The 26857-nt window shown below is 54.9% G+C and carries 19 protein-coding genes; 14 read left to right on the forward strand and 5 right to left on the reverse strand.

The window, feature by feature from the left end:
- The first annotated feature begins 8 nt into the window (after positions 1 to 8).
- On the forward strand, positions 9 to 782 hold the full coding sequence (locus tag FOA19_RS19125; protein ID WP_149092447.1) for an ABC transporter ATP-binding protein: 774 nt from the start codon (positions 9 to 11) through the stop codon (positions 780 to 782).
- Positions 783 to 1892: an MlaD family protein gene (locus FOA19_RS19130; RefSeq protein ID WP_149092448.1), complete on the forward strand. Its 1110-nt coding sequence runs from the start codon at positions 783 to 785 to the stop codon at positions 1890 to 1892.
- Positions 1893 to 2731: 839 nt separating this feature from the next.
- On the opposite strand, the gene FOA19_RS19135 is transcribed toward FOA19_RS19130, so the two are convergent.
- The gene (locus FOA19_RS19135) at positions 2732 to 3241 is read right to left on the reverse strand and encodes a phosphoribosyltransferase family protein (RefSeq protein WP_149092449.1); all 510 of its coding nucleotides are present in this window, start codon (positions 3239 to 3241) and stop codon (positions 2732 to 2734) included.
- Between the two features lie 171 nt (positions 3242 to 3412).
- Here FOA19_RS19135 and FOA19_RS19140 point away from each other — a divergent pair, with 171 nt between their 5' ends.
- From FOA19_RS19140 to FOA19_RS19190, 11 genes are all read left to right on the forward strand, one after another.
- Positions 3413 to 3655: a type B 50S ribosomal protein L31 gene (locus tag FOA19_RS19140; protein WP_149092450.1), complete on the forward strand. Its 243-nt coding sequence runs from the start codon at positions 3413 to 3415 to the stop codon at positions 3653 to 3655.
- Between the two features lie 66 nt (positions 3656 to 3721).
- Positions 3722 to 4951, forward strand: a complete 1230-nt coding sequence (locus tag FOA19_RS19145; RefSeq protein WP_149092451.1) for a GlmU family protein — start codon at positions 3722 to 3724, stop codon at positions 4949 to 4951.
- 150 nt (positions 4952 to 5101) lie between these two features.
- Positions 5102 to 6223, forward strand: coding sequence for a DNA polymerase III subunit delta' (gene holB, locus FOA19_RS19150; protein ID WP_149092452.1), 1122 nt, complete (start codon positions 5102 to 5104; stop codon positions 6221 to 6223).
- Positions 6224 to 6232: 9 nt separating this feature from the next.
- A complete protein-coding gene (hemC, locus tag FOA19_RS19155; RefSeq protein WP_149092453.1) occupies positions 6233 to 7177 on the forward strand; it encodes a hydroxymethylbilane synthase in 945 nt (314 codons plus the stop codon).
- Positions 7178 to 7245: 68 nt separating this feature from the next.
- Complete coding sequence (locus FOA19_RS19160; RefSeq protein WP_149092454.1) at positions 7246 to 7866, forward strand: peptidylprolyl isomerase; 621 nt, start codon at positions 7246 to 7248, stop codon at positions 7864 to 7866.
- A gap of 12 nt (positions 7867 to 7878) precedes the next feature.
- On the forward strand, positions 7879 to 8778 hold the full coding sequence (locus FOA19_RS19165) for an SDR family oxidoreductase (protein WP_149092455.1): 900 nt from the start codon (positions 7879 to 7881) through the stop codon (positions 8776 to 8778).
- A 708-nt stretch (positions 8779 to 9486) separates the two neighbouring features.
- Positions 9487 to 10440 (forward strand): ComEA family DNA-binding protein, encoded by a 954-nt coding sequence (locus tag FOA19_RS19170; protein WP_223808985.1) that lies wholly within the window; start codon positions 9487 to 9489, stop codon positions 10438 to 10440.
- Between the two features lie 380 nt (positions 10441 to 10820).
- Positions 10821 to 13877, forward strand: a complete 3057-nt coding sequence (locus FOA19_RS19175) for a sensor histidine kinase (RefSeq protein ID WP_149092456.1) — start codon at positions 10821 to 10823, stop codon at positions 13875 to 13877.
- Between the two features lie 367 nt (positions 13878 to 14244).
- The gene (locus tag FOA19_RS19180) at positions 14245 to 18240 is read left to right on the forward strand and encodes an AAA domain-containing protein (RefSeq protein ID WP_149092457.1); all 3996 of its coding nucleotides are present in this window, start codon (positions 14245 to 14247) and stop codon (positions 18238 to 18240) included.
- Positions 18230 to 19159: a hypothetical protein gene (locus tag FOA19_RS19185; RefSeq protein ID WP_149092458.1), complete on the forward strand. Its 930-nt coding sequence runs from the start codon at positions 18230 to 18232 to the stop codon at positions 19157 to 19159. The genes FOA19_RS19180 and FOA19_RS19185 overlap by 11 nt, the downstream gene beginning before the upstream one ends.
- A 158-nt stretch (positions 19160 to 19317) precedes the next feature.
- Entirely contained in the window at positions 19318 to 20187 is an 870-nt protein-coding gene (locus FOA19_RS19190) for an SDR family oxidoreductase (RefSeq protein ID WP_149092459.1), read from the forward strand.
- 444 nt (positions 20188 to 20631) lie between these two features.
- On the opposite strand, the gene FOA19_RS19195 is transcribed toward FOA19_RS19190, so the two are convergent.
- Complete coding sequence (locus FOA19_RS19195; protein WP_149092460.1) at positions 20632 to 22212, reverse strand: hypothetical protein; 1581 nt, start codon at positions 22210 to 22212, stop codon at positions 20632 to 20634.
- On the opposite strand from FOA19_RS19195, the gene FOA19_RS19200 reads away from it, so the two are divergent.
- A complete protein-coding gene (locus tag FOA19_RS19200; protein ID WP_149092461.1) occupies positions 22199 to 22738 on the forward strand; it encodes a hypothetical protein in 540 nt (179 codons plus the stop codon). The two genes, FOA19_RS19195 and FOA19_RS19200, sit on opposite strands and share 14 nt — an antisense overlap.
- Positions 22739 to 23348: 610 nt before the next feature.
- Here the strand turns inward: FOA19_RS19200 and FOA19_RS19205 are convergent.
- From FOA19_RS19205 to ricT, 3 genes are all read right to left on the reverse strand, one after another.
- Positions 23349 to 24467 carry an endonuclease/exonuclease/phosphatase family protein gene (locus tag FOA19_RS19205; protein WP_149092462.1) on the reverse strand — a complete coding sequence of 373 codons (1119 nt, stop codon included), beginning with the start codon at positions 24465 to 24467 and terminating at the stop codon, positions 23349 to 23351.
- Positions 24468 to 24638: 171 nt separating this feature from the next.
- Positions 24639 to 25121 (reverse strand): gliding motility lipoprotein GldH, encoded by a 483-nt coding sequence (locus FOA19_RS19210; protein WP_149093130.1) that lies wholly within the window; start codon positions 25119 to 25121, stop codon positions 24639 to 24641.
- The gene (gene ricT / locus FOA19_RS19215; protein WP_317132052.1) at positions 25121 to 26764 is read right to left on the reverse strand and encodes a PSP1 domain-containing protein; all 1644 of its coding nucleotides are present in this window, start codon (positions 26762 to 26764) and stop codon (positions 25121 to 25123) included. Before ricT ends, FOA19_RS19210 begins: the two co-directional genes overlap by 1 nt.
- Between the last annotated feature and the right edge of the window lie 93 nt (positions 26765 to 26857).

The following is a 26857-nucleotide window of genomic DNA, read 5'->3' on the forward strand; positions in this document are numbered from 1 at the left end:
TTTAAGCCATGAAGGAGACACAACCAGTTATAGACAGAAGCAACTGCGTCATCAACATCAGGGGGCTGGAGAAATCGTTCGGCGACCTGGACGTACTGCGCGGGGTGGACCTGGACCTGTACAAAGGCGAAAATCTGGTGGTGCTGGGGAAATCGGGCACCGGGAAATCGGTGTTGATCAAAATCATCTCCGGCTTGCTGAAACCCGATACCGGTACGGTGAACGTGCTGGGGCAGGAGGTGCCGAAACTCAAAGGCCGTGAGCTGGACCAGTTGCGCCTTAAAATTGGGTTCTCCTTCCAGAACAGCGCCCTGTATGACAGTATGACCATCCGGAAGAACCTGGAGTTTCCGCTGGTGCGCAACCGCCGAGACATGACCCGGGGCGAGGTGGACCGCATGGTAGAAGTGGTGCTGGATGCAGTGGGCCTCTCGCAGACCATCAACCAAATGCCGTCTGAGCTCTCCGGCGGCCAACGCAAACGGATAGGCATTGCCCGTACCTTGATTTTGCAACCAGAGATCATGCTCTATGATGAGCCCACCGCGGGTCTGGACCCCATTACCTGTATTGACATCAACAACCTCATCAACGAGGTGCAGAGCCGTTTCCATACCTCTTCCATCATCATCACCCACGACCTCACCTGCGCCAAAGACGTGGGCGACCGCGTGGTGATGCTTCTGGACGGGCAGTTTCAGCGCCAGGGCACGTTTGACGAGGTGTTTGACACCCCAGATGAGCGGGTGAAATTATTTCATGATTACAATTTCATAAACTAAATGAGTGCAGTAGAAAATAGGCGAGCCGTTGTGGTGGGCATCTTTGTGTTTTTAGCGCTGGTGATACTGGTGGTAGGCATCTTTGTGCTGGGCGGCCAGCAAAAGCGGTTCACCAAAACCATCCAGGTATCGGCGGTTTTTGACGATGTCACTGGTCTTAAGATAGGGAACCAGGTGCTTTTCTCTGGCGTGCGGGTGGGCGTGGTGAAGCAAATCGCCTTTGAGGGACCCTCGCAGGTGGCCATCACCATGGACATCACCGAGGAGTCGCAGAAATACATCCGCAAGGACGTGAAAGCCAGAATAGGCTCTGAGAGTTTCATCGGGAACAAGGCCATCGTGCTCTACGGCGGCAGTCCGCAGATGCCCTCGGTGCAGGAAGGCGACCGTTTAGGAACGGAGGCCCAACTGAGCACGGAGGAAATGATGGCGACTTTCCAGGAGAACAACAAAAACCTGGTAGCCATCACCACCGATTTCAAAAAGCTCAGTTCAGGCCTGGCCAACGGCGAAGGACTGGCAGGTGCGCTGCTCACCGATGACCAATTGGCCCAGAATTTCCAGGCCATCCTGGCGAACCTGCAGCGAACCTCGGCTACCAGTGTGCGGGCTTCCCAGGCCTTGGCCCAGTTCTCCAACAAACTGAACACCGAGGGCGGCCTCGCCGATGACCTGCTCACCGACACCGTCACGTTCAACAAACTCCAAGCTACGGTGTCGCAACTGGAGCAGGTGATGGCCACCACCAATCAGCTCACGAGCAAACTCAACCGCACCTCAGACAAGCTCAACAGCAACAATAACGCCCTGGGCGTGCTCCTCAACGACGAGCAGTTTGCCCTAGACCTGCAACTGACCATGCAGAACCTGGAAGCTGGCACAGATAAACTGGACGCCAACATGGAAAGCCTGCAGCACAGCATTCTGCTCAACGGGTTCTTCCGGCGCAAAGCCAAACGCGACGCCAAGCAAAAGGAACGCGAGCAACAACGCCAGGAAAGACTCAGAAAGCTGGAACAGAACCAAGACAAGAAAAAGCAACCAATCCCCGCCACCTCCAGCAACGAACCCGCGGAAGCACCCGCCGCAATCCCCGGTCCGGCATATTGATTAAGAGAAGGCCTTAGTGTTTTGGTGTTGATTTTAAGAAAACAGGGCTAAAATGCTTAAGGCGGGTTTCTGCCTTTGCAGGAATTATATGAAAAAACGTCCTGATGGTTGTTGGTGAAAACACCAACAACGGCAGGCTAGGTTGGTGAGATATTCAGAAACAGCCGTTAATTATATAAGGGCACCTCTTGTGGGTGCCCTTTTTTGTTGCTCTGTTGGTTGCGGAGAAGGCCTTAGAGGCAAGGCGGTGCCTAGTTCCTACATTCTGCAGATTTCGGAATGAGTGAATCGGCAGGTATAAACACCCCCTCTTTAGAGCTACGCTTGTTGGCCCAAGCTCTTGTTTGGGCAGTCTCAAAGAGAAAAAGCTGTGTTTTAGTGAAAGCAGTGAAGCAATAAGCAAAATTTACTTTTGAGGCTAGAACCTCACGGCAGTTGCAAACTGCCGGTCAAGATGGGTCCAAGTCACAGACTTGAACCATGGACTATTGTTAAGGTGCAACTCAGTTGTGACGCATTCCCTTTTTCCAGCCTTTCGGTTGAGCGCCTTGTCAGGTTCCGGTGCCGCAGGCATTGCGACCGAAGGGAGCAAAGGAAGCTGGCGCAGCGCGATGCCGGAAGGCGGGGCCTCGCGGCCGTGAGCGCTCGGAGCCCGGCTATGCAACAATAAAGCTTATGAACCCACGAAAACAGCGGGACCACGCCAGCACAAGCGGACTACGATTGCACAAGCAAACCATGAGTGACCAGAAGCTTTGAAACAAAAGTCCGCCTATCCAACCAATTTTAAAAGAGTTGATTGGTGTACAACCCAATTTCCCAAAACCAGCCTCAAACCCCTACAACAAATAAGCATTCCATTCATTCTCCGTCAACACCACCCTAATATGCTCCCGCAGGGTAGTAGACAGAGAGTAGCCGGTGTAGGTAGCAGCAATGGGGTAAAGCGGATGGTGGCGGTTGATGAGCGTGGCAATCTCCAGCTTCTTGCAGTCTTTCTCCAGAAACTCCCGCAGGGTATACGCCAGGGTTCTGCCTGTATTCAGCACATCGTCCACCAAGACCACGGGCGTGTGGGTTAAAGCGGGGAGGGCAGGTTCAATCTGGATGTCATGGGTGAGGGGCTCGGTTTTGTGCAGCGAGACGCCTACCAGCTGTACCTCCAGCGGCGAGATCTCCCTGAGTTCCTGGGCCAGGGCCTGCGCCAGAAAGTAGCCGTTCTCGTGGATGCCGGCCAACACCAGCTGCTTTTCCTCAAAGTTCTGCTCGTAGATCTCAAACGCCATGCGCTTGATTTTCTGAAGGATCTGGTGGTGGTCCAGGATGCGGTTCTCTTTTGTAAAGACCATGGCGTGTTGCGGTTTAGGGGCCAAATTACCAAAATAATCACCAAACCAGAGGCTTCATCCGCGAGAGAGTCCTATATTTGAAAATATTTCTGCCAAAGCGTTTTAATTGTAAGGGAAATGCCTTACTTTTGCAGTCCTATTCCAGAAATCCGTTGTTAAAAATATAGAATAATGAAAAAGGACCTTCATCCTGAATACAGAGAAGTAGTTTTCCAGGACACTTCCTCTGATTTTAAATTCATCACCCGTTCTACCATGAACTCTAACGAGAGCATCACCATGGAAGACGGCAAGACTTACCCTGTGATCAAAGTGGAGGTTTCTTCTGCTTCTCACCCGTTCTACACCGGTAAAAACATCTACGTGGATACTGCCGGACGTATTGACAAGTTCAAGCAGCGTTACAAAAAATAAGCGTATTGCGGTTCTCCGTACAGAAGTCTTCCTGAACCTCAGGAAGACTTTTTTTATTTTTGCCTTATGAACATCATCCTCTTTGACGACCCGGTTCTGCGGGCCAACCTGTTACCGCTTACCTTTACCCGGCCCGTGGCCCAAATCCGCATCGGGATCCTGACCATTGCTGAGAAATGGCAGACTATTTCCAATGATCTGGTTTCTTACCTCACCCAGGGCTACCTGCAGGGCAAGTTCCCGCAGCACCTGGACGGCGGCGATAACCTTTATATCAACGGGGCTGTCTGCCCTACGCCAGAACTGCTGGCTCAGATTCAGCAACTACCCGTAGGCGGAACCCTGTTCCATAACGAGATACTGGTGGCCCTGAACGCCGACAACCTGGAACTACGGAGTGTGGAAGAGGTGTACCAGCACAATACTTCCAAAGGAACCCAGGTAGAACTTCCGGCCCATACCGTGGTGCAGAACCTGTGGGATATCTTCAAGTTCAACGGTCCACAGATCCGAGAGGATTTTAAACTGGTGACCCAGGGCCGCGTGAGCCAGAAAATCACAGATCCGCATACGGTGGCCTATAAGCCGGAGGACATTTTCATTGAGGAAGGCGTCATCTTCAAAGCAGCTATTTTGAACGCCGAGGCGGGTCCTATTTACATCGGGAAGAACGTGCAGGTGCAGGAAGGAACCGTGATTAGGGGGCCTTTTGCCATATGCGAGGAATCTGTGATCAACATGGGCGGCAAGATGCGCGGCGACGTAACCGTGGGCCCGTACTGCAAAGTGGGCGGCGAGATCAGTAATTGCGTGTTCTTCGGGTACTCCAACAAAGGGCATGACGGGTTCCTGGGTAACTCGGTGGTAGGGGAGTGGTGCAACTTCGGGGCAGATTCCAATACCTCCAACCTCAAGAACAATTACTCCAACGTGCGGCTCTATAGCCACGCCGAAGAGAAAATGGTTGACACCGGCCTGCAGTTCTGCGGCACCATCATGGCCGACCACGCCAAGTGCGGCATCAATACCATGTTCAACACCGGTACGGTGGTGGGCGTGGGGGCTAACGTGTTCGGAGCCGGGTATCCGCCTAACTTCGTGCCGTCGTTCAGCTGGGGCAGCGGGACAGAGTCCCAGACGTTCAAACTAAACAAATTCTACGAGGTGGCGCAGGCAGTGGTAGGCCGTCGCGGCCTTTCTGTCTCGGCGGAGGACCACAAGATCTTCGACCACGTGTTTGAGGAAACCAAAACCTCCCGCACCTGGGAAACCGAGCCTGTGGCCACTACCGCTTAGGAACGTTAAACTATAGAATACCGGCGCCGGATGGTTTTTACGCTATTTTCTGAAAAGTAGGGCAAAAACGGTCCGGCGCCGTTATCTTTACAGACCAATTGGCGCGGGAGCAGAGATTCCGGGCCTTCGATTTAAAATTAACCTTCATTCGTGCAGTTTTCCCAGATTTACGGCCACCAGGAAACAAAGCAACTGCTGCTGAACTCGGTGAAGTCACAGCACGTGGCCCACGCCCAGCTTTTCTTAGGATCAGAGGGAAGCGCTAACCTGGCGCTGGCGCTGGCCTATGCCCAATACCTCAACTGCGAAGACCCGCAGCCCCAGGATTCCTGCGGCGTGTGCCCCAGCTGCAACAAGATCAGCAAGCGCATTCACCCCGATCTGAACTTCGTGATGCCGGTGACCAAAGTGAAAGACCAGGATGCCCTGAGCAAGAACTTTGTGAACCAGTGGCGCGCGTTTCTCTCTGATAGCCCCTACCAGACCCTCAACGACTGGATGCAGTTCATTGGCGCCGAGAACAAGCAGGGTACTATTCCGGTAGGCGAAAGCCGCGAGTTGGTACGCATGACCTCTTTGAAAGCCTTCGAGGCGAAATACAAAGTCATTGTCATCTGGCTGCCCGAACTCATGAACGCCAGCGCGGCCAACGCCCTGTTGAAGCTGCTGGAAGAGCCGCCGGCCGCCACCGTGTTTTTGCTTGTGAGCAACGCCTCAGACAAGATCATGCCTACCATCCTGTCCCGGACTCAATTGGTCAAAGTGCGCGCGTTCACCGATGAGGAAGTCATTCAATATTTGATGGAGCAGCAAGGTACCGAGCGGGAACGCGCCTACCAGGTGGTGTCTCTGGCCGAAGGGAACCTGCAAGCGGCCCGCGTGCTGAGCCAGGAAATGACCTCGGATTACTTCACGTTCTTCCTGAGCTGGATGCGATTGTGCTACAACCACAAGTTTGACGGCGTGTTGGAGCAGAGCGAGGATTTCCAGAAGCTGGGCCGCGAGAACCAGAAGAACTTCCTGCAGTTTGCCTTGGGGTTGCTGAGAAAAGTGCTTTTGTATGGCGTAGACAGCAAGCTGATCGCGTTTCTGCCGCCGCCGGAACTGGATTTCGTGCAGAAGTTCGCGAAGCTTATCCATCAGGGCAATGGCGCGCAACTGTCGCAGGAACTAAACGAGGCGCATTACCACATTGAGCGGAATGCGCATCCTAAAATCACGTTTTTAAATACCTCTATTCAAATTGCCCAGCTCATCAGGCCGGTGGCATAAAAGGAGAACATGGAAACAACTGAACCAACGGCTCCCATCCGCATCGCTACCCGCGGCAGTCGGCTCGCGCTGTGGCAGGCCCACCACGTGGCAGAAACGCTGCGCGCCCATGGCATGGAAGTGGAGATCGTGACCATCACTACCAAGGGAGACATCGTTTTAGACAGGTCTTTAGATAAAATAGGCGCAAAAGGCGTGTTCACCGAAGAGCTGGAAGAAAGCCTAAGAACCGGCGCCACCGATATTGCCGTGCACAGCGCCAAAGACGTGCAGTCCACCATCCCTGATGACCTGGAACTGCTGGCGTTCATGGAGCGCGAGAAAGTGCACGATGTAGTCATTTCCTTCGACCCTTTGTTCAAGCTGGGCGAGGGGCAACAGGTGATTGGCACTTCATCAACCCGCCGTCGGTCCATGCTGAAGCGGTTCTACCCCAACGTGATTACGTCTGAGTGCCGCGGCAACCTGCAGACCCGCATCCAAAAACTGAAAGACGGTCAGTACGATGCCATTCTGCTGGCTTATGCCGGCGTGGCCCGCATGCAGTACGACCACATGGTGGCGCAGCACCTGCCGCTGGATAAATTCATTCCGGCGGCCGGTCAGGGCAGCGTGGCCATTGAGTGCTCCAAAAACCTGTCGTTGGAGCGCAAACTGAACCTGAAGTTGGCCCTGGACCATAAGCCTACGCACCTTTGCCTTTTAGCCGAGCGGGCGTACCTGCGCACCATGGAAGGCGGCTGCAGCATCCCATCCTTCGCGCTGGCGACCATAGAAGGAGAGGCCATCACCTTGCAAGCCGGTATCATCAGCCTGGACGGGCAGGAGCTCATTGTAGAGGAAATAACCGGACCCGCTGACCAAGCCGAAGCCATGGGCGAGAGCCTGGCCCAAACCGTACTCAGCAAAGGCGGCGACCGGATTTTGAAAGCCATCAGAGAAGAGAAAGCATAAACCATTGAATCACGGAAGCAGGTCTAAAGCAGTGGATTCGTTTTAGCCCTGTTTATCTAAAAACACCCATGAAAAAGAGTTTGTACTTGTTGGCCTTGCTGGTGCTGTTAGGCGTTTCGGCATTCGCTCAGAAGAAAAGCAAAAAAGATTACCTGGTGACCATCGCTACCTCGCAGGGAAACATCCGGTTGGTGTTGTTTGAGGATACGCCAAAGCACCGTGAGAACTTCCTGAAGCTGGTAAAAGACAAGTTCTATGACGGCACCACTTTCCACCGCGTCATCAACGACTTCATGATCCAGGGCGGAGACCCCAACTCCAAAGACGAGGACCCGAACAACGACGGAGCCGGTGGTCCGCAAGCGACCATCCCCGCCGAGATTCTGCCGCACCACAAACACATCTACGGCGCGCTGGCGGCTGCCCGCATGGGTGACCAGATGAACCCCAAGCGGGAATCCAGCGGATCGCAGTTTTACTTGGTAGAGAACCATGAGGGCGTTCCCTTCCTAGACAACCAATACACCGTGTACGGCCAGGTGATTGACGGCTTGTCTATCATTGACAAAATTGCGGAGCTGCCGAAGGATTACCGTGACCGCCCCACCCAGGACCTTAAGATGACGGTAACCGCCAAGAAGATGTCTAAAAAGAAAATCACTAAATTGTACGGCTACCGCTACGAATAAACCTCTCCTCCTATGAAGACGATCCTTATTACCGGCTCCAACGGTCTACTGGGGCAGAAACTGATTGGCCTGCTCCACACCGAGCCCCACATCAAACTCATTGCCTCTTCCCGCGGCCAAAACAAGCTGGCCGAGCTGTACCCGCAAGTGGCCTTCGCCGCCATGGACGTGACCAATGCCGAGCAGGTGGAACAGGTAATCGCTGAAACGCAGCCCACGCACATCATCCACACGGCCGCCATGACCAACGTAGACGACTGCGAGAGCCAGCGCGAGGAATGCTGGAAACAGAACGTAGACGCTGTGGAGAACTTGGTGAAAGCCTCTGAACGCCACGGCGTGCACCTCATCCACGTCTCCACAGATTTCATCTTCGATGGCGAAAACGGCCCCTATTCGGAAGAAGCAGAAGGCGCACCGGTGAACTTCTATGGTGAAAGCAAACTGGCCGCCGAGGAACTGGTGAAGAACGCCGCCTGCAAGTGGGCTATCCTGCGTACCGTGCTGGTCTTCGGGATTGTGCATGACTACGGCCGCTCCAACATTGTGCTGTGGGTGAAAGGCTCTCTGGAGCAAGGCAAGCAAATCAAAGTAGTCAACGACCAACTCCGTACCCCAACCTTAGCCGAGGACCTGGCCCAAGGCTGCTGGCTCGCCGCCAAACACGACGCCCAAGGCATCTTCAACATTTCCGGCGAAGAACTGCTCACCCCCTACCAGATGGCCATCCAGGTAGCTGAGTACTTTGATCTAGACAAAAGCCTGATTGAGGAAGTGGACGGCTCCATCTTCACCCAACCCGCCAAACGCCCCCCACGCACTGGCTTCAACATCACCAAGGCCAAAACGCAGCTAGGCTACCAACCCCGCACCTTCAAAGAAAGCATCGCCATTGTGGCAGAGCAGATTTAAAAAGAGGAACGGCCCTCCTGAAGATTTCAGGAGGGCCGTTCCTCTTTTTATCCGACTACAAATCCATTGCATAAATAACTCACAGCAAGAAGAGCATAAGCAAGGAACCAGTCAGCTTAAAACCTTTATACCACCTGCGGCAGGCCGGGGCGAAGGCCTACAGTGAGGCCGAGGACCGGCCTGCCGCAAGCAGGAACCTGTCAAGCGGTAGTGGCGTACGTTTGCTATGCAACAGAGGACGCTGGCGGGGTGGTACTGAATTGAAGCCTCACTGTCCGAGCGTCAGCGAGTTTGAGGCTTCTTGATTCTTTTGGTTACTTTTCTCATCAAGGAGAAAAGTGACAAACGCCCGCAGGCCGCGACTGCACCTAGAAGGTTGCAAGGAAGGCAATAGGAAGTAACCCCTCCAAAGTGGTTTGAGGCTGTCGCCTCACTACAGTTGCAAACTGCAGGCCATGATAGGTCCAAGTCATAGACTTGAACCAGAGAAGATAAAAGAAAAGGAGGAGAAGGATCAGCAGCAGCAGCAGCAGTCATCCCCCTACCCCCTTCAAAGGGGGACAATACGCATTGCAACCGCAGTTTTGGCCATTGTAAGAACACCAAAAAAGCTGGAGCTTCACTAGTAAGGCATTTACTTCAAAGTGAAATTCTCTAACTCAAAACCAAATATTCAACATTCTTAATGTTTATCCGTAGAAGACCTCTATGCTGAAACGTCTGCTACGAGCCCTTCAGGATTACTTCTCGTTCTCCCAGCGGGAGCTCACGCAGTTTTTCATTCTCCTCTTTCTCATGGTGGTGCTCGTGGCGGCGCCATTTCTCTTTTTCCAGGACGACGTGCCCTATGACCCTACCACCGATCAGAAAATTCTGGACAGTTTGGTGGTGCAGCTGGAAAGCCAGGTAGAAGCCGAGGAGGCGGAAAGGGCAGAGAAGTACAGACGCAAGCCCATCAAGCTGTACCGCTTCAACCCTAATACCTTAACCGTGGCGCAGTGGCAGGAACTGGGCCTGAACAAGTACATCGCGCAGCGTATTTTGAACTACCGCGCCAAGGCCGGCGACTTCAAGAGCAAGGCCCAACTGCAGAAAATCTACGGATTGCCTGATTCGCTGTTCCAGAGGTGGTATCCGTATATCAACCTGCCGGATGAAAGTCCAGGGTACGCCCGGGTCTATGCCAAGGACCGCCCGTTTTCAGGCCCTTATCCAAAAAACAGACCCAAAACAGAATATCCAAGGAAACGCTGGGAACTGCAGCCTTTTGACCTGAACACCGCCGATACCACCGACCTGATGCGGATCAGGGGCATTGGGAGCAAGTTGTCGGCCCGGATTGTGAAGTTCAGGGACAAGATGGGCGGGTTCCACTCGGTGGAGCAGGTGGCGGAAGTGTACGGGCTGGCGCCGGAGGTGGTGGACAGCGTGCGGAAGTACGGCTTCATTGCCAAGGCGTATGCCCCCAAGCGCCTCAACCTCAACACCGCTTCGTTTGACGAGCTGCGGCAGCATCCCTACATCGGGTATGGTCTGGCCAAAGCCATTGTGAATTACCGGACCCAGCACGGACCCTACCCCAGCGTGGCAGAGCTGCGCAAAATAAAAATCCTGGATGACGCCAAGTTCCAGAAGATGCAGGCGTACCTGAGCGCGCCCTAAGAAGCTACGCAGCAGAAAGAGAAAGTTGGCTTCTTGCAGATGAATCGCCTTGGTGGTTCTTCCAATCTATCGCTCAATGTGGGCAACTTGTTTTAGGGTCCTTTTTCAGAAATCACCTGCAAAACCTTCAGAAAGCCGGCCTAGGTATAAACACGTATTTATGCGCGTAAAACGGCACTTTGTCCTTGCAAAGAAGAATATTTCCGTTGTTATAGGAAACAAATCGTATTTTAAAAGACAAAGTAGTTAGGCCATTTTATTCTGCTGAAAAGCCTGCGCCTTTGGGCATCAGGCACAAGACTTAGGGAATTGCTAAAAGGACGGATAAGCCTGAAGCGCGGGGTTTTGGAAAAAGGATAGCAGTTGCAGAAGCACAGGGTATGAGACAGGAAGAAATCATAGGAATTCACCCCATAGAGGTATCGGTGCTGGAGCGGATTCTCCAGGCTGCGCCGGACCCATACCTGATCCTTTCTCCTGATCTGCGCATCTTGACGGTGACTCAGGCTTATCTCAACGCTACTTTCAGTAAGCAGGAAGACCTGGTGGGGAAATATGTATTCGATGCTTTCCCAGACAATCCGGCTACCCCAGAGGCCAAGGCCGTGAATAACCTGCACGCTTCCCTGCAAACCGTCCTCACTACCAAAAAGCCGCACCAGATGCCCGTCCAGCACTATGACGTACCTCGGCCCAAGGCGTTAGGGGGCGGTTTTGAAGAAAAGCACTGGATACCGGTGAACGTGCCCGTGCTCAGTGAAACAGGAGACGTGCTCTGCATCATCCATAAGGTAACCGACGTCACGGCGCTGGTCAAAGAACAGGAGGAGGTGCAGGCGCTGGTGCAGGAGCGGAAGGCTTTGCAGCTGGGCCTTGGTCTGGCCCAGGATCTGCAGCGCCAAGCCAAAGAAGGGGAACGCCGCCTGAAAGAAGCCCAGGCCATAGGCCACATCGGGAGCTTTGAGTCCATTCTGCCGCAGGATGACCTGGTCTGGTCAGATGAGATGTACCGGATATTCGGCCTGGAACCCCAACAGGAGCCTGCCTCCTTTGAGAAATTCGCCTCCTTTATCCACCCCAGCGACCAAGCCCGCTTTGACGAGGCCATGCAGCGGTTCTACCAAACCCGGGGTGACCTTGACATCACCTACCGCATCATCAGGGCAGATGGGCAAACCCGTTTGGTACACGTCCGGGCCACCGTGCAGGTAGATGCGCAAGGGCAAAAGCAAAGGGTGCATGGCACCATGCAGGACATCACCGAGCAGAAACTGGCGCAGGAAAAGCTGGAGGCCAACGAAGCGCTGCTTCGGCAGGCCGAGGCAGTGGGCCAAACCGGCAGTTACGAGGCCGACGTAGAGACCATGGACTTCAGGTTCTCAGATGAGATGTTCCGGATACTGGGGTATGAGCCGCAGTCTGTGCAACCCACCCTGGACTGGGTAGACAGCATCACCCACCCCGAGGATGCGCCCCTGATCCGGCAGAAACTGCAGCAGGCCCTGGAAACCAGGCAGCCGTACCAGTACGTGCGGCGCATTTACTGGCCTAACGGACAACTGCGCTATATTGAAGGCAAAGGACGGATTGTCTGTGACGCGGAAGGAAAGCCCCTCAAATTCCTGGGTACCGTCTATGACATCACCGACCAGACCCGCACCGACCTTATCCTGAACACCATCAACGAGGTGTGTTTTGAGCTGGATGAGCAACTCCGGTTCAAGTACGCCAACCGCAAAGCCTTGGAGGCCTGGTCTAAGACAGAGGAAGAGGTCCTGGGCAAAAGCTATTTTGAGGTTCTTCCGCACCACCAGAACTCAGAGATGGCCCAGGTGATCTCTTTGGCCACCAAAAGCCGCAAGCAGGTTTTGCAGCGGGTACACCATCCGGAGGAAGACAAATGGTATTTCTATAACGCCACGCCTTCGCCCACGGGCCTCATTGTCCTATACCTGGATATCACCGATCGGGTGAAGGCCCGGCTGGAGATCAAAAAACAGCAGGACCAATTCAGGCTGCTGGTAGAGAACATGCCCAGCCTTATCTCCCGCTGGGACCGGACCTGCCGTCTGGTGTATTGCAACCTTAATTTTGAGACTAAACTGGGCTTAAACCCAGGCCTTGGGTTAGGGAAGACAAACCATGAGATGGGTGTTTCCGCGGAAGTGGCCGCGCCGTTCAACCAGAGCCTGGAAGAGGTGTTCTCTACCGGCAAGGCCGTGGACCATGCCTGTGATCTGGATTCCCCCGAAGGAAAGGTCAACTTACTGGCGCGGATGGTGCCCGAGTTCAGCCCGGAAGGTACCGTGGAAACAGTCCTGACCATTGCGCATGACATCTCCTTCGTGAAGAAAGCCGAGGAGCAGATCAGAAACAACCTCAACATTCTGCAGCAAGCCGAAGAGTTGGCTGGCATGGGGAGTTGGGAGTATGACATCGCCTCCGGCGCCATCACCTGGTCTGAGGGGTTGGGGCGGCTGTTGGAGGTAGACAGAACCAAAGGTTCCTGGGTGCAGAACTTTCTGGAGGCCGTGGTGGAGGAAGACAAACCCATTGGCGAGCGAATCCTGCACGCGCTTCAAAAAGAGCCTACATCCTTTGAGGAAACCCTGCGCCTGAACACCTACAAAGGATTAAGGCGCCAGAAGGTGAAAGGCACCCTGGTGCTGGGGCCAGACGGCACCCCCTCCAAAGTGATAGGCGTGAACTGGGACATCACCGAAATGCACCGGCTGGAAGAAGAGAACCTCAACATCAGGCTGAACCAACAGAAAGAATTGCTTGTAGCCATCCTGAACACGCAGGATGAGGAACGGCGCCGCATTGCCGAAGGGCTGCACAACGGCATCGCGCAGTTGCTGTACGCCGCCAAACTGAACCTGAACCAGGTAGTAAGCGAAGAAGAAGTCCTGCGTAACAAGCACCTACTGGAAAAGACCGCCAAAGCAGACGCCATCCTGGAAAAAGCCATCCAGCAGACGCGCTCCCTGTCGCATGAGTTGATTCCCACTCCCTTGTCTGACCTGGGGCTGCAGGCGGCCATCAAAGACATCTGTTCCACCTTAAGCAGCAAGCAGCTGAAGCTGAAATGCTGGGTGTTCAACCTGCACACGCCCCTGGAGAAACACCTGGAGCTGGCCATCTACCGCATTGCCCAGGAACTGGCCAACAACATCGTGAAACACGCCAACGCCACCCAGGGCGGGCTTCTGCTGCGTGAGCAACGCGGCGCCCTGGTGCTGGAAGCCGAAGACAACGGCCAAGGCTTTGTGCCCAGCGAGGTAGGCCACAAAGGAATGGGCCTTAAATCCATCCATGACCGGGTAAAACTGCTCAACGGCACCATGGAGATAGACTCGGCCCCGGGCCACGGCACCACCATCAGCATCTCCTTTCCCCTGTCTAACCCCGGGGTAGGAGCAGAGCAAACCTCTTAAAGCCATAGAAAGCTGTTTTTAAGCCGATTTTCCGGAAACGGCTGCAAAACGGCTTTGCCGATGTTTTCCATGGAGGGGCAATCCCTTGTGGTCGCCCTATTTGCGGTGGAAACGGTGTTAGGGCAACCACAAGGGATTGCCCCTCCATCAACTTCATAACCTTTCCTTGAGAAAACCTCCGCAAAAGAATCGCCCATTTTACCTTGGTTTGTAATGCAGCCCACATTCCTTAATTTACCGGGGCGAGTGCGCCTGGGGGCAGGTGTACCAAAGGGAGAAAGCAACCGTTTCCCTCCAGAAGCAGTTTACTTCTTACAGTTTGCCCCAGGCATTCGCTTAAATTGATCTCAGTTCCTCAAATTGCCAGATGACCAACCCCGCCACGTCCCTTCCGAACTTGCTCAAACAATACCAGCGCCGGCTCCTGAACCTGAGTGGCTCAAACCGTTCGTTGGTCTTGCTCAAACCCTCGGCTAGCCTGCATTTAGATGTGCAGGCCCTGGATTTCGCCCATAAAAGTCCGGCTTACGACTATGTGAAAGACCTCCTGGCCGGTCGGCAGAACATCACGCTGTGCGAAGTCGCTGATGCCCGTGATGCTGCCCTAGCGCCGCTCACCAAAAGCCTGAAAACCATTCAGCGGCGGGCGCACATGATCTGGGAAGAGCGCGGCGCGAAGGAGTTGTTCGTGGGTTGGCCCTTCGTGGAAGGCGCTTTCCCCGACGGGACGCTGGTACGCTGCCCTTTGATTTTCTTTCCGGTGGAACTGCGCGTGAACGAGAAGCGCCAATGGCAATTAACGCGGCCCGAGGACGCGCCCGCTTTCTTCAACAAGAGCTTTTTGCTGGCCTACGCGCATTACCTCAACCTGGTACCCGATGAGGCGCTCATGGAAGAAGACTTTGACGAGTTCCCTTCTGATGACTTGCAGTTCAAAACCAAACTATACGAACTCCTGAAGGAGAGTAACCTGGAGATCAACTTCAACCAGGAACTCATGACAGGCGGATTGCAGCCGTTTAAAGCCTACAAACGCGAAGACCTGGAGAAAACCTGGAAACCGGGCCAACTCAAACTTCAGCCCGAGGCCGTGCTGGGCATTTTTCCGCAGGCCGGTTCTTACCAGTTAGCCGATTACGATGACTTGCTAGAGAATCCGCCCGCCGAAACGCTGGAGGAACTGCTGCTGCCCCAGGCCGAGGTGAACGCCGCGCAAGCCCAACTGGAACAGCAACTCTTCACCGCCTTTGACGCCGACTCTTCGCAGGAAGCGGCGTTGCGGCAGGTGAAAGCGGGCCAGAGCGTGGTGGTGCAAGGGCCACCGGGCACGGGCAAATCGCAGCTCATCTGCAACCTGGTCTCAGATTACCTGGCGCGGGGCAAAAGCGTGCTGGTGGTCTGCCAGAAACGCGCCGCTTTGGATGTGGTGTACCAGCGCCTCTCCACCACCGGCCTGGACCAGTTCTCCGCGTTGGTGCATGACCTTAACTTGGACCGCCCGGCGGTGTTCTCCAAAATCAGGTACCAGATTGAGCAGGTGGAGGAATATCAGCGGCAGAACGTGGCCTTGGGTAACATCCAGGCCGAGCGGCAGTTTCTGGAAACCAGCCGCCGCATCAACCAGATCTCGGAACGGCTGAATGACCTGAAGGAAGCCTTGTTTGACACCAGCGCCTGCGGATGGTCGGTGAAGGAACTGTATCTGCGCAGCAACCCACGTGCGCCGCATCTGCCTGCCCAAGGAATTTACCTGAACTTTACCGCTTCTTCCTGGCAGGAGTGGCGTCCGCGCCTGCTGCATTACCTGCAAGACGCCGTACTGCTGCAAAGCCCAGATTTCCCGTGGAACGACCGCCGCTCTTTTCATCTGCACACCTGGGCTGAGCGCCAGAAACTGAACCAACTCCTCACGCAAATCCCTGCTTCAGTGCAAACCGTGGCAGGTCAGGTGCAGGCCTTGTTGCCGCCTCAGGCCGAGGTGTGGGATGCCCTTCAGGCACTGCTCCAGGAACTGCCCGCGCTGCTGGCTGTGCAGCATACCTTACATGACGAGGCCGTTTCGCGCCTGTTTTTCGGGAATCTGGCGCAAACGAAGGATTACCGGCAGCGCGAGACGCAGGTAGCACAACTCCAGAAAGACATGGCGGCAATCCAGACCAAACTCACACCCGTAGAGGCCCAGGACCTGACTCAACTGTTAGCCGCCTATGACCAGGCACACAGCGGATTACTGGGCAAGATCCAGTGGGCTTTCTCCTCGGATAAAAAGAAACTGGCCGCCTTCGCCGAAGGCAAAAAACTGACGAACGCAGACACTGCGGTAGAGCACCTGCGCACGGCCCTCAAGCAACAGAAAGCCATACAGACGCAGTGGCAGAACCTGCAGACCTTGGAACCCACCCTGGAACTTCCCGCCGATGTCTTTTCAATGGAAGCCGCACAGGAACTGGCGTCTTTGCAGAAGGCTTGGGAGCAGCGCAAAGTAATCCAGCGTCTGGCCGCCTATGACGTGGTGCCCGATGCCTTGCTGCAACTACCGGCGGAGCGTTTCAGGGCTGTTTTTGCGCAAACCCTACCAAAGCTCACAGAACTGCAGGACCAGCTGCGCGAGTGGGCCAAGTGGCTGACTTCCTCCCAGGTAGAAACCATCGCCACGGATGTGGTCGCCACGCAGCGCCTGACCCAGAGCCTGGCCGAGGATTTCGAGCGGATGGTCAGCTACGACGAACTGGTGCAGACGCTTTCGCCGGAGCTCAAGACTTGGCTGGATGATCTGCGGGCCGCTATTCCGGAAGGCGTGGAGGCGCAGTTGCAGGCCCTGGAGAACAGCGTGCTGCTGGCCTGGGTCCAACACCTGGAGGGCCAACACCCCGTGCTGACCATTGTGAGTACCGGCGAACTGGAGCGTCTGGAAACAGAGCTGCAAGACAAAATCAAACAGAAAGCTGACCTCAGCCGCCAGATCATTTTGCTCAACCTGCGCGAGCAGACCTACCAGAACATGGAGTACAACCGGCTGGGCAACCCGGTAACCTATAGACGTTTGCTCACGCAGGTAAGCAAAAAGCGCATGTTATTTCCGCTCCGCAAACTGAACGCCGAGTTCGGGCAGGAGATACGGCAGTTGTTACCTTGCTGGCTGGCCTCGCCGGAGACCGTATCGGCGTTGTTTCCGCTGGAGCGCATCTTTGACCTGGTCATCTTTGACGAGGCCTCGCAGTGTTTCGCGGAGGTGGGCATTCCGGCCATGATTCGGGGTAACCAAGCCGTGATTGCCGGGGATGAGCAGCAGTTGGGACCATCGGATCTGTACCGCGTGCGCTTCGGGACGGACGAGGAAGAGACCGAGGAACTGCTGGTGGAGTCACTGTTACAGTTGAGCGCGCTGCACCTGCCGCAGACCTTGCTTTCTGAACATTACCGCAGCCAGTACCCAGAGTTGATCCAATTCTCTAACCAGAATTTCTACCGCCATAAACTGCAGCTCATTCCCAAACTAGAGGCCATGAACACCTCTGAGCCCGCGCTCCAGTACCTGAAAGTAGACGGCGTCTGGGAAAACCAAACCAATAGGGTAGAGGCCGAGCGCGTGCGCGACCTGGTCTTTGAGCTGATGGCCAAAGGCGAGACCAACATCGGCGTGATCACCTTCAATTTCCCGCAGCAGCAGTTGGTGCAGGATCTTCTGGAAGAGCAGGCGCTGGCCCAGAATGTGAAACTGCCCGAGGAGCTTATCATCAAGAACATTGAGAACATCCAGGGCGATGAGCGGCAGTACATCATCTTCTCCATCGGGTATGCGCCAGATGCCACGGGCACGGTGCGCGCCATGTTCGGGAGTCTGAATGCGGCCAAAGGCGAGAACCGGCTCAACGTGGCCATTACGCGCGCCATCAAGCGGGTGTACGTGGTCACCAGCCTCTGGCCAGAGCAATTCCCGACGGAGAACGTGAAGCACCCCGGACCTAAGCTGCTGCGCGAGTACCTGGCCTTTGCGCGCGAGGTGAGCGAGAACGGGTTCACGCCGCAACCGGCGCCTGCGGCGGGCATCCCATCTGCACTGCTTTTGTATCCGCAGCTTTTGCAGGAGTTCGGGAAAAATGGGGCCAAAACGCAGTTGTCACTGGAACTTCCCTTCGCGGATCTCACTTTCCGCAACGGCAACCGTTACCAGGCCGTAGTACTTACCGATGACGATTTGTACTATCGCCGGCCTTCCGCAAAAGCATCGCACGCCGATGTGCCGCTGCGCCTCAAAGCCCGGGGCTGGAAATTCGGTGCCGTGTACAGTCGTCAGTTCTGGAACCAGCCCGAGAAGGTCTGGCAAAAACTAACTGAACTGTACCAACCCTATGAAAGATAAACTGCTGGAGATTGGCGTGGGCCTGTGCCTGCTGGTGGCCGTAGCCTGTGACACCGGATCGGCTAAAAACGAAGACGCCAACCTGGATTCCTCGGCCAAGAAAGAGAAGAAAGAGAAAAAGAAAGACAAGAACCCGGCCTCTGAGGGCTTTGCCGTCAACAACAACTATGACCTGCTGGAGGTGAGCAAGATGGGCAAGAAGACGGTGCCCGAGAGCTCTGGACTGGAAGCATCCGGCGACGGCAATTTCTGGACGCACCCAGACGCGGGCAATGAGGCGGTATTGTACAAAGTGAACCAATCCGGCGAGTTGCTGGAGACCATGAACGTGCAGGGTGCCAAAAACAACGATTGGGAAGACGTGACTCGCGGCGAGGACGGTTTCCTGTACATAGGCGACATGGGTAACAACGAAAACACCCGCAAGGACCTGCAGATCTTGAAAGTAGACGAGAAAGCCAAGAAAGTGGTGGCCTCCATTCCGTTCAAGTACGCTGACCAGACCGAGTTTCCGCCTACCAAGGGAAACCTGAATTTTGACGTGGAAGGCTTCCTGATGCACAACAACGCATTTTACCTGTTTACCAAAAATCGCGGCAAAGGCGACTGGGTGAAGTTGTACAAAGTAGCCAACCAGCCCGGCGCTTCGCAGACCGTATCTCCTTTAGACAGCGTTCAGATCAGCACCAAAATCACCGCCGCAGACGTGTCGCCAGATGGCCGCCACATTGCGCTGCTGGGCGAAGGGTGGGTTTACCTCTTCTCGGCAGACAGCCCCGAGGGCGTTTTCAAAGGCACGAAAGAGCAGATTCCATTGGGCAAAGTTGGGCAGGCCGAGGGCTTGGTGTTCGTGAACGATTCTGACATGATGATCTCCAACGAGGCCGGTCGGCTGTTCATGCTCAGCCTGAAGAAATAGCGTTTTAAGCCTGTTTTCAGGAAAGTATTTCAAAAGTACGCAGCCGTTTTCGGGCGCTTTCAGTAAGAACGGCCTCAAAACGGAAGGGCCTGTCACCGGGCCTGGGCTTCTTCCGTAAGCAGTACTAGTCTTCTAACCACACATTCAACCGCAACAGCATGGCGCATATCATCTTAGTAACCGGCGCAACAGGTACCGTAGGTTCTGCCACCGTGAAGGCACTTTCAGCGGCAGGAGCAGATGTGCGGGCTGGCGTCCGCTCGCTGATCAAAGGAGATAGCCTGAAACGCTTGCCAGGCGTGGACCTGGTGGAAATCAACTTTGACCGGCCCGAAAGTCTGGCAGTGGCCTTTACCGGCGTCACGACCGCTTTTCTCGTTACGCCGTTCGTCCAGAACCAAGTGGAACTGGCCCAGAAACTGATGGATGCCGCGCAGGCCGCCGGCGTGAAGCACGTGATCCGGCTCTCGGCGAGCGGGGCAGAGGCCGAGCCAGGCATCCAACTGGCCCGCTGGCACCGCCAGGCCGAGGACTATCTCAAAGGCACCGGCATGAACTATACGTTGCTGCGGCCTGGTTCCTTCATGCAAAACTTCGCCAACATGTACGCGCACACCATCAAGGAAAGCAACACCTTTTACCAGCCCGCCGGCGAAGGACGGGTGTCCCATGTTGATGTGCGGGATATTGGCGATGTGGCCGCGGAAATCCTCCTGAACCCCGATGAACATAACGGCAAAGCCTACACGCTCACTGGTCCGCAGGCCCTCTCCGGGAATGAGGTCGCCGAGATTTTCTCCCGGGTTTTAGGCCGTACCATCCAGTACGTGGACTTACCCGAAGACGCCGCCCGCGCCGCCATGCAACAGCAAGGCATGCCCGACTGGATGACCGAAAGTCTGCTGGAACTCAACGCCATTACCAGAGCCGGCTTTGCCTCAGGTGTCACCAGCGACGTCCAGGAAATCCTTGGCCGGCAGCCCTACACCTTTGAAGAGTTCGTACAGGTTTACCGCGATTGTTTCTAAACCTGCGCGGAAAACGTCTTAAAAAGAATCGCCCGTTTTGAAGCTGTTTCCAAAAAAACAGCTTCAAAACGGGCGATTCTTTTTGTGTGCATCTTACGGTATTTAACCTAGGTGGTGGAGGCATCAACTAGTTATGGTGGTATCACAAATCCTGTAGAGACCAGGCACCGCCTTGTCTCTACGTTAGCTGATCCATGTAGGGGCAATCCCTTGTGGTTGCCCGTGCGCAGGCTACCGCAGAACAGGTTGTTCTTTTTTATCCTGCTGCTGGTTATCAACTGTTTTGATTTGAGGCTATCGCCTCACTGAAGTTAGAAACTTCAGCCCATTTTGGGTCCAAGTTGAAAACTTGAACCAGTGAAGAGGGAGGAAAAGCCCCGCTTCAAACAAAAAGCCCCGCTGGAAACCAGCGAGGCTTTTCTTAGATGAGATTATCTAAACTGATTAACGATCGTCTCTGGAAGAACCGCCACGTGAGGAGCGGTCATTGCGGTCTTTGTCTCCGCTGGAGCGACGGTCATCATGGTCTTGGTCTGAACGGCCGTACTGAGAGCGGTTCTCATAGCCGGAACCACCGCCACCGTAGCTAGACTGTCCTCCGCCTTGGGTGCCGCCGTAGCCACCGCGTGAACCCATGCTGCCGGATGAAGAAGAACCGTATCCGCTGGAGCCGCCGTAGCTGCTGCCGCCTTGGCCGTATCCGCCCATGCCGTAGTCACGGCTTTGGTCGCCGTAGCCACCGCCGGTAGAGGCACCACCATGGCCGCGGTCATGGTCGCCACCGCCTTGTCTTGAACCGGTTCCTGAAGAGCCGTAGCCACCACGGGAGCCCATGTCATTGCCCATGTTCCCGTAGTTAGAGCCACCAAAGCTTCCGCCGCTGTGGCCGCCCTGTGATCCCTGGCCGGAGCCGTAGCTAGAACCACCGTAGTTGCCACCACCCATTGAGCCGTAGCCACCTTGCGAAGAGCCGTGGCTTCCGCTTCCACTGCCGCCTTGTGAAGAACGGGACCCGAAATCGCCACCCTGTGAGTTATAGGTGCTGTAACCGCCCTGGCCGCTGCCGCCGCTCATAGAGCCGTAGCCGCTGCTATCGCCCCCGCGGTTCTGGCCGCGTGAGCCGCCGCCTCCTTGCCAGTCTTGGTTGCCGCCCTGTGAAGAGCCGTAGCCGCCGCGTGATCCCATGTCTGAACCCATAGAGCCGCCGTAGCCGCCTCTGGAGCCCATGTCATGTGAACCGTAGTTAGAGCCGCCACGTCCACCCTGGTTTTGGGTGCTGTAGCTGTTTCCGCCTTGGCTGTAGCCACCGTCATAGTCAGAGTTTCCATCGTACCCCTGTCCGCGGGAAGAACCGCCACGTGAGCCGTACTCTTCGCTGTAAGATCCGCCTCTTGAGCCCATAGAGCCGTAAGAGCCGCCTTGCTGATTGCTATAGCCTTGGCTGTATCCGCCGTGGCCGCTGCCTTGGCCTCCGCCACCGTGCATGCCGTAGCCGCTCTCAGTGCCGTAGCCCATCTGGTTTCCGTAATAGCCGGAACCGCCGTAGTTTGAATATCCACCGCGGTCAGACTCTGAACGGGAAGAATTACCGGCGTATCCGCCTTGTGAGCTCATGCCGTACGGATTGCTGCCCATGCCAGAGCCTCCGCCGTAGCCGCCTTGTCCACCGGAGTGGCCCATAGATCCGCCGTAGCCGCCCTGGCCGTAGTTAGAACCACCTTGGTTGCCCTGTGATCCGTAACCGCCTTGGCCGTAGTTAGAGCCACCCTGGCCACCGTAGTTGCCGCCGCCTTGTCCGCCGTAACGGTTGTGCTGGTCGTCATGGTTGTTCCAGGAGTTTCCGCCGCCGAAGCTGCCGTTGTTGCCTCCCTGTGAACCGTATCCGCCTTGGCCGCCACCTTGTGAGCCGTAGCCGCCTTGCTCGCCGTTGAAGTTACCGCCCCCGCTGATGCCGCTCATAGAAGAGCTGCCCTGGTTGCCGTAGTCTCCGCCCTGTGATCCGCCATAGCCCATGCCGCTGCCCATAGAAGCAGAAGAACCTGAAGCGCTGTCAGAGCCAGAAGACCCAGATTTAGATGATTTGCCGGAGCCTGATTTATCACCGGAAGCTTTGGCCGAGGTAGATGAACCTGATCTGCCACCGGCTTTTGGTGTGGAAGAGGTAGTGGAACCTGAAGCGGAAGTTTTGCTTCCGGAGGTTTTGCTACCTGAAGCGTTATTGGAAGTGGAAGAAGATCCTTTTTTGGAAGTAGCAGAAGAACCGCTAGTGGCAGTAGGAGAGCTGGTGCTTCCTAAACCGCCGGAAGAGCCGGAGCTAGAAGAAGTATCACCTGAGGCAGTTCCACCAGAAGCGCTGGAGGTTGAGCCAGTGCTTCCTTGTAAACCAGAAGTTCCTTGTGTGCCCGAAGAACCTAAAGATCCAGGAGAGGAACCTGAAGTTGAGCTTTGGCCCACGGTACCTGATGAAGAGGAGGAAGAAGCATTCGTACCCATCCCACCGGATGACCCGGTAGAAGAGGAGCCTTGGTTATCGTTTTGCTGCTCTTTTTGATTGTCTTTCATGGTTAAATCTCCTTGTTTTTAGTTTGTGAATGGTGTTTTGAATACCCTTGCCGTAGACCCTGAAATTATACCAGATTCTATGGCAAGTGTTTATACTATACGAACGGGTGTTTGCATGGTTAACTCATTCATTACGATTTTTTAATTCAGAAAGAATTTGTAGGAGAATAGCCTTAAAAAGTTTGTGAAAAAGGAAGCTTAAATTACGAAATTGATTTTGCCTGCTGTTTTACCTGCCCGGTTTTTAGAAAAGCCTCAAAAATAGGCAAACTGCTTCTGATGCAGTTCAAAGAAAACACCTCTGAAACAGCGAATGCCACAACCAAGCATTTTGAGGTCACAATAACTTTGGAATTGGTAACTCGCCTAGCCTAAAAATGAAGGGTTCTTGGAAGACCTTACCAAGTTGGCAGAATGATTTACACCTAAACGTGTACGAAACAACACTGCCACCAACGCTTCCCTATATTGAAAGGAACAGTGTTGATGGCAGGAGAAGTGAGGTGCTAAAAAGGACCTCTGAAAGGGGTGCGCGGTGTTGTCAGAACAGGCGAAGTAACAGCTTGCTTTTAACCGATGGAAGCTATTAGCTGAGCCTTTTACAAAGGCTTTTTTGCTTGCCCGGTGGTGCTCTGAACGGTGACGGTATTGTTGCTGAGATTGGAAGGAACGTCTATGTCCAGTTTGTTGAGTAGTTCCTCCGCGTCTTCCTGTTCTTCTTCATTCGGTTCAGGAACCTCGTGTTCATCTGCCTCCAGTGGTTCATAGTTCAACCGGATAAACATAGGAAAGTGGTCTGAGCCGAAGAAAGGCAAGCGTTTGATTCTGATCAGGCGGAAAGCAGGATCATAAAAAATGTGGTCCAGGGAATACCGGAAGAACGGCACAAACGCATTGTAGGTGTTGAAGAATCCGCGCCCGATGCGTGGGTCCAGGAGTCCGCTTAATTTCCGGAAAAGGTTGGTGGTATACGACCAGGCCACATCGTTCAGGTCGCCTATCACAATGCTGGCGTAAGGTGAGTCTTTCGCCATTTTGGCCACGGTGAGCAGTTCGGCCTCGCGGGTGTCGGTGTCTTTGTTCAGGTGCGGCGGTTGCGGGTGCACGGTGAAGAGATCGAACTTAAGCCCGGATGGTAATTCCACTACCATGTAGAACGAAGGAATGCCTTCCTCCACCAAGTATCTTACCTCGGTGTGCGTGAGTTTGAACTTGCTGTAGAACATCATGCCATAGGTGTTCTCCAGGGGCTCTTTGATGCAATACGGGTAGCGCTCGTCCAACTCAGAAATGGCGGTGGCCCAGCGGTGGTTGGGTTCATTGATGAGCAGCAGGTCTGGGTCGTTCTCGCGCACCACCTTCAGGAACCGGTCATAGCGCTTGTTGGACATCCGCACGTTGGAAATCATCACCCCAAACGAGTTTCTGGGGGCTTTTATCTTGGACCTGAGCGCCTGTACCCGCACAAAAGGGCTGAATTTATACACATGGACCAACTCATTCACAATAGCCAGCACCAACAGCCCCGCAAAGATCTTCTGGGTGAGCAATTCATACCCGAACAGCCAGCCGTACAAACCCAGGATAAGCGTACCTAACAAGGCCACTTGAACCCTGGGGAAATCCAGAATCCTGATCCACCAATATGTACTCTTTACCAGGGTCAGCAAAGAGGCCAAAATGGTAATACAGCCAAGCAGCTCAAGGGCGATTTTCATAGGTCAGGAATATTTCGGTTCGTTCACATACTGATTTCTTGAGGCAGGGTTGCCTCCGTACAAATACAGCCCCGACGCTGGGGAAAGTTGCCGCCAAAAAAAAGTCGTTTCCAGCTTGATTTGCGAAAATCAGGCCAGAAACGACGCGTAAGAAATTTTAGTATAGGTTCCCTACGGAGCCACTTTCTCTACCCGTATGCCCACCGACATAATGCCCGGCAACGGATCTTGGCGCATGTACTGGTTTAGTTTCAGTTGGTATTTACCCGCCTGAGGAAAACGCACGTTCTTGAGGGCCCTGAACCGATGGTCAAAGATGTCTCCGGTGCCATTGCCCCGGGGCTCGCCGGTTTTAGGGTCCATGAGGTACATCTCATGCAGCATGGTGTTGATCTGCTTGCCATCTGGCCCTATGAGGTAATGCCGCAGGTACAGGTTGTAAAACGGATACTGAATGGCGTTGCGCACATTGAGAAACACGTTGTACTGCTGCGTGGTGTCTGTGATTTCAAACTCAAACTTGGGCGCCAGGGCCACCGGCCACTGGTTGTTCTCAATATCCTGGTTTTCTTCAAACACGCGGTTGGCGTCACAGTTGGCCAGGAATAAGCCCAGGCTCAGCAGCGACACTAGTACACGAAAACTCTTTATCATCATCCTTCTGCTTTTGGCGTTCCGCCTTCTTGGTTGCCCGGTTTGCGGTTCCGGTGGTTGCGGTTGCGGTTGCGTCTGGGGCGTTGTTCCCCTTCTGGCCTTGCACCGGCTTCTGGCCTGTCTGGAGCGCCTACGGCAGCGGGCGCGGCGGCCTGGGTTACCGGTTGGGGCCTGTTCTGCGGCGGACGTTGCCCTTGGGGCCGCTCCTGGCGCGGTGGTCGGTTACCGCCTTCCCGGTTTCCACTTTCTTTCGGCGGACGGTTAGGGTCACGCTCACGCTCCTGACGGGGTTTGCCTTGCTGCTGCTGTCCTTTGGGTTGCTGCTCGCGCTCTGGCCTGGGTGGTCTGCCTTCTCCGCCGGCCGGACGCTCCCCACGCTCTGGGCGGGGCTTAGGTTCACCCTGCACCGCGCGGCCCGATGGACGGTCTCTGCGTGCTTCCGGGGTAGGGGCGGCCTGGGCCAACACCTCGGTGGCAGTAGCGCCGCTGCCTCCGTTTTTGTTCTTTTTCTTGCGCTTCTTCTTTGATTTATATTGCTCGTCCAGCCGGTCCAGGTTGCCTTCCAGGGCTTCTACAAAGTCTACCACTTCCGGTAGTTGCTTTTTCACTTCCTCAGCCAGGTTCTCGGGCATTTCGCCGGCGGCATTCATCTTCAACACCTCCTGCACGCGCTCTACCGTTACCGGGAACCAGTTGCTGTCGCCGCGATACCCGAACCACATGATGCGGCGGAAAATATCGGTCTTCTGTAGGAAAGCGTCACCGGCTTTGGTCTGGAGCGGACGGTTCACGTTGGGGATGTCTTTGAGGGCATCCATATACGTTTCCAGCTCATAGTTGAGGCAGCACTTGAGGCGCCCGCACTGGCCAGACAGCTTGCTGGGGTTCAGAGACAGGTTCTGGTAACGCGCCGCGGTGGTGGACACGCTCCGGAAATCGGTGAGCCAGGTAGAGCAGCACAGCTCGCGGCCGCACGACCCGATACCGCCCAGACGGCCGGCCTCATGGCGCAGGCTGATCTGGCGCATCTCAATGCGTACCTTGAACTCCTCGGCCAGTTTCTTGATCAGCTCCCTGAAATCCACGCGGTCATCGGCGGAGTAGAAGAAGGTGGCCTTGGTTTTATCAGCCTGGTACTCCACGTCTGAGAGCTTCATCTTGAGCTTCAGCTCCTGCACAATGGCACGGGCGCGGTACATGGTGGTGGGCTCCTGCTCGCGGGCGAGGTTGAACTTCTCCATGTCCTTCTCGGTGGCCACGCGGTAGATGCTCCGGATCTCGTCGTTGTTCTGGACCTTCTTCTTGTTCATCTGCAGGCGAACCAGTTCGCCTTTGAGAGACACGTGGCCAATGTGGTGGCCATTGGGTACATCCACTACCACGGCATCGCCGGTAATGAGCGGCAGCCGGTTCACGTTTCTGAAGAACTCTTTGCGGCCGCCTTTGAAGCGTACCTCTACTATATCAAACTCTTTAAAAGACACGGGAATCTCCATGTCTGAGAGCCAGTCAAATACATTTAACCGGTTACAGCCTCCCGTGCTGCAACCGCCGTTGCTTTTGCAGCCCGCAACTACCTCGGTGCCATCGGCAGAGGTGGTTTTGGTGCCGCAGCCGCCACTAGAACATGAACTACATCCCACAGGTCAATTTCCTTTATATAGATAATTCTTGTTTTCAAAAAAAATTAAAACTCCACCTACCCGAACGCTACGCCTGAATTCCTATAAATTACT

The sequence above is a fragment of the Rufibacter hautae genome, from assembly GCF_008271695.1.
In the GTDB taxonomy this organism is placed as follows: domain Bacteria; phylum Bacteroidota; class Bacteroidia; order Cytophagales; family Hymenobacteraceae; genus Nibribacter; species Nibribacter hautae.